Genomic DNA, 4,584 nt, shown 5'->3' with positions numbered 1-4,584 from the left:
CGGCAATCGTCAGATAAAGCTCCTGGGGAATACTGTCCCCCAATTCCATCCGCGCCAGCAAACTCACAAGTTCGGCGTTTTCATAGATCGGCACTTCGCAATCGCGGGCGATGCGCAGGATTTCTTCGGCCAGTTCTTCGTCGCCCTTGGCGGTGAGGGTCGGAGCGTGGGTGCCATTCACAAAGGTCGCCACGATATTTGAAGACGGATTTGACACTTTGAGTGTTACAGAATAATTCTCTTTGCTCCATTCTCAAAGCAACTGCGTCCTACTTCTAAGAAGGCCCACTTAGACGGTTGTGGTCTATTTCAGTCCTACATGGTGAAGTGTGACTTTTCCTACAAGTTTGGTCATATGTGAACGGCTTGTATGTGTTGAGTTTCTGTTGGGTTGTCAGTTTTGAATTGACAGATTGAGGCGCGGATTATTAAGTTCGTTCTGTCGAGTGGAAGATCGGCGTAAATCAATGTTGAATATAAAGGGAATGAACATAGAAGGAAAAGGCTCGTGAAAAATATTTATATTTTAGGTGCGGGTAATATGGGTCAAGCAATATTGTTCGGGCTGAGAAAGAAGTTCGGTGTTCGTCATCTAAAGCCGATCGAAATTTGTGTCGAGCGAGCAGCGTCCCTTGCAGCCTTCGGGTTTGAGGTGGCTGGTCGGATTGAAAGTATCGATAATGATGATGTTGTTGTATTGGCCGTCCCGCCTCAGAATTTTAAGAGTGTGGTTCGTGATAATCAATCATTGCTTGGTTACGGTGGTCCGGTCCTATCTGTAATGGCTGGCGTCACAGTCAGTGAACTTTGCGGCACGTTAGTCCATGCACGAATCGTCCGTTCGATCCCAAACATTCCGGCTGAGGTCGGAGAGGGAGTGACTCTTTACTACGTTCAAAATAATCGGGACAGTAATTTGATAGCTGTCGCAGAAATGATTTTCGGTGCGATTGGCGTCTGCATTCGGGTTGAAGATGAGTGTCAAATTGATTCTGGCACAGCGCTGGCGGGAGGAGGGCCAGCATTGGTCGCCTATTTTGCCAACGCGTTACTACTTTACGCAGAGTATGTAGGCTTGAATCCCGAGAGTGCTTGGAAAGTCATTGCGCAGTTATTGTACGGTACTTCGCTGCTGTTAAAATCGACTAACAAAATGCCGATGAAGTTGTGCGATGAGGTCCAAACCAAAGGGGGGACAACCGAGCAGGCAATATTAGTGTTGGAACAACATGGTTTGAATGAAATTGTTTTGTCGGCGTTGGCAGCCGCTGCTAAGCGTTCGGAAGCGTTGGGGAGAGAAAATTTTTCGGGGGCTGTTATGAGCATTGAAAATTCAAATCATTTGCATGGTGCTCATTTTAATGACGCCAAAGTGTTGAATGATTCATATAGTGTTTATTGTGGTTTGGGGCACTGCATAAATCTTTTTTATGATGCCAAGGTTTTTAAGGTAAGTCCCGCAGGTGTGGCGTTTGGGTCGCTGATAACGCGATATGTAAATAAAGAGCATAAAGATGCAAAATTTTTGGATCTGGGAACAGGAAGTGGTGTCCACTCTTTATTGCTGAAAAGTATGGGTGTTGGATCCGTAACCGGATCTGATATATCTACGCATGCAATTGTTGTGGCGAAGAAGAACGAGTTCAACAATTTTGGGGTAAATACAATCGAGTTTTTTTGTGGAGATCTTTTTCAAGGGCTTCCAGATGTTTCAGAGCAATATGATGTGATTTTGTTCAATCCTCCTGGTTGGAGAACGCCTTCCGACTCGTTTCTTCAAGCGCTTGATAAGTTCTCGGGTATGGAAGGGCTCCCAATTGACTCTATGTTTTACGGCGATAGAACCTTGGGGAGGTTTTTCAAAGAGCTGCCGAATCATTTAGTGGATGGTGGAAAGGTCATAATAGGTCTTAATTCATTGGTTGGAATTCGAGAGGTTATGAACAGGCTCCGAAATTCGCACGAAGAAATGTATGTGATCGACTGCAGGCTTTTAGAACGGCATGATTTTCCTTTGCTTCTATATTCTGAGAATTGGGCCCGGGTGCAAGACCTTCTCGTTGAAGAAATATTGAGTTGGACAAGGAAGGGGGATGCGTACTGTAATGTACTAGAGAATGGCCAGATATTCTGGTCTTATGAGATAGTTGAATTAACCTTTTGGAAAAAATAATCGTATGTTGCTTTCACGCAAAAAACGATATTTTTTTATCGGGACGCTCAGTGGCATCCTAGCGAATGTTCTGTTAGGGGTATCGTCAATTTTTTGGAAGAGTATAGGGTCTTTGAATGCAGTCGTATTGGTCGGTTACAGAATCTATTTGTCTCTGCTGTTGGTTTTTCTAGTGGTATGCGTTTGTAAGGATGTAGGGCGATTTTATTCGCAGCTCACCTTTAGGCTGCTAGTTATACATGTGTTTGCGGCGATGTTAATAGCTGTCAATTGGGGAGTGTTTATATGGGCGTCTATCCATGGTCGAGTTTTGGAAAGTAGCTTGGGTTATTTGATTGCTCCGATATTAAGTATCGCGACCGGCATCGTGGTGTATAAGGAGTCGATTACGGTCTGTAAAGCAATAGCTGTAATAGTTTTGATGACAGCTGTGGTGTGGTTATTTGTGTTGAGCAATGAACTCGACATGAGGGTTTATTTGTCTATCGGTGTTTCTTGGGGCGTCTATTCGTGTCTGAAGAAAATGACAACGTTGAATGTTTTTAGTGGATTGCTGCTGGAGTCTACTGTGCTTGCTGTTATATACAGCTTGATTTTATTTTGCTCGGATCTGAGTATGGCGATTCCTGTAGAGTTTGAGTTGTGGCGGACGCTGCTGCTTTTTAGTTGTGGCGTAATTTCAATTGTGCCGTTAGCTTTATTTTCGCTTTCAGCAAAACGTCTGTCTGGCACATCTATGGGTTTGTTGCAGTTTGTTTTACCCGTTACGCAGTTTTTTGTGGCTATCATGATTTACAAGCAATCGCTTTCTATGGTCATTATGTTTGTGTTGTTGGCGGTTATGAGTGCGTTGTTGCTGGTAGTGCTTGAGCCAGTCTTAAAAGTAATTTTGGTGAAGAATATGGGTGAGCGACATGGCACGTAAGTATAGTGTGGTTGTCATTGGTTTAGGTGTGGTTGGAAGTGCTTCGCTTTGGAGACTTTCATGCTCGAAAACTGACGTGTTAGGCGTTGATTCTGCAGCGCCTATAAATCTATTGGGATCATCGCATGGCGCTTCCCGAATTTTTAGGCAAGCTTACTGGGAGGGGCAGGAATATCTTCCGTTGCTTTCCCTTTCAGATGAATTATGGCAAGAGTTAGACAGGTCGTGTAGCAGACGTCTGATTTTTCGTACTGGAGGGCTTTTCGTTGGGCCTATTGCCTCAGGAGTTGTGCCCAAAAGTGTGAAGACTGCTCAGAAGGGAAATATCAAGTACAAAGTTCTTTCTACTACCCAAATTTCTGAATCTTTTCCAGCCTTTCAGGTTCAGGAAGGGACGGAGGCGGTATATGAAAACGGGGCATACACTATTTCAGCGGATGATTCAAAATTACATATGATCAACCTAGCTGTGAGAAACGGTGCAGAGGCCCGATTCGGAACAACGGTGATAAGTATCTTTCGAACCTCACAGGGGTTGGCTGTTCAACTGGCCGAGGGTGAAATTATTTATACAGCACGAGTTATTTTGTCAACAGGCTCTGCTATGGGTACAGCGCTTATTAATGATCTTTCAGAATTACTTCGGCCTCGAAGTGTGCCCGTTTACTGGTTTAAGCCTAACTCAGATCGAGATTCGGATTTTGCAAAAAAATTTCCCGCTTTTTTGTATCAAATGTCAGATGGGAGTTTGCTGTATGGTACTCCCGAAATCGGCAAAGAAGAACCAGGGGTCAAGATAGGGTTTCATAATCTACAACAAACGCCATTTGATCCTCTTGAACATACCAAGCCTGTAGATGTAGCGGATGTCGAACAAATTTCTACTTGTGTAAGTCAGATATTTCCGGGTTTGAATTCAGTTCCATTTGCATCAAAAAAATGTATTTATACAATGACTCCAGATGGGTCTTTTTTACTGGGTGAATCAAGTGAGTTTCCCGGTGTTTTTTATGTTTCGGCATGCTCGGGGCATGGGTTTAAGTTCGCAACTGGTTTGGGTGAAGTGCTGGCGAGAGCTGCATTGGATGGGGGAGTTGCACAAGAGATGTCAATATTCAGTGTTGGCCGATTCGCTAGTGTTAACAAATCAGGCTAGAGTTATTAAGTGCAAATTTTGGAGTGTTGGGGGTTGAGCTGTATGAATTTATGCTGCGTGCCTATGCTAAAAAATTTCATAGGTGGTTTTGCTACGAAGCGATGGCCTAACAATATACGAAATTGTTTGGCCTTTTGATCAGTAATCATCCCCGTAGTCCGTCACATCCTTCTCCATCACTTCAGTAGCTGGACCCTGCCCCACCGGAAACTTCCCTTTCAAATTCCACGCGAACGCAATGATCTCGGCAATCGTCAGATAAAGCTCCTGGGGAATACTGTCCCCCAATTCCATCCGCGCCAGCAAACTCACAAGTTCGGCGTTTTCATA

Annotated in this window: 5 protein-coding genes; 3 read left to right on the top strand and 2 right to left on the bottom strand. The window is 44.2% G+C overall.

The features are described 5' to 3' along the window. The coding region (locus ACYP2Q_RS31355) for an EscU/YscU/HrcU family type III secretion system export apparatus switch protein (protein WP_459734086.1) at positions 1–181 on the bottom strand (181 nt) is incomplete at its 3' end. Between the two features lie 327 nt (positions 182–508). Here ACYP2Q_RS31355 and ACYP2Q_RS31350 point away from each other — a divergent pair. From ACYP2Q_RS31350 to solA, 3 genes are all read left to right on the top strand, one after another. Next, on the top strand, positions 509–2,173 hold the full coding sequence (locus tag ACYP2Q_RS31350) for a pyrroline-5-carboxylate reductase dimerization domain-containing protein (RefSeq protein WP_459734085.1): 1,665 nt from the start codon (positions 509–511) through the stop codon (positions 2,171–2,173). 322 nt (positions 2,174–2,495) lie between these two features. Next, positions 2,496–3,098: an EamA family transporter gene (locus tag ACYP2Q_RS31345; RefSeq protein WP_459734084.1), complete on the top strand. Its 603-nt coding sequence runs from the start codon at positions 2,496–2,498 to the stop codon at positions 3,096–3,098. Beyond that, the gene (gene solA, locus ACYP2Q_RS31340; RefSeq protein WP_459734082.1) at positions 3,088–4,254 is read left to right on the top strand and encodes an N-methyl-L-tryptophan oxidase; all 1,167 of its coding nucleotides are present in this window, start codon (positions 3,088–3,090) and stop codon (positions 4,252–4,254) included. The genes ACYP2Q_RS31345 and solA overlap by 11 nt, the downstream gene beginning before the upstream one ends. Before the next feature lie 138 nt (positions 4,255–4,392). Here the strand turns inward: solA and ACYP2Q_RS31335 are convergent. Next, positions 4,393–4,584 (bottom strand): EscU/YscU/HrcU family type III secretion system export apparatus switch protein (locus ACYP2Q_RS31335; RefSeq protein ID WP_459734081.1); only part of this gene is annotated, 192 nt, incomplete at its 5' end.

It is taken from the genome of Pseudomonas sp. MHK4 (assembly GCF_054600775.1).
Note: the sequence above shows the minus strand (reverse complement) of the source record. Positions and strands in the feature narration are given on the sequence as shown.

Bases quoted from the DNA above. Each gene is read 5' to 3' on its own strand.
- solA (WP_459734082.1), top strand. From the start codon at position 3,088: ATGGCACGTAAGTATAGTGTGGTTGTCATTGGTTTAGGTGTGGTTGGA.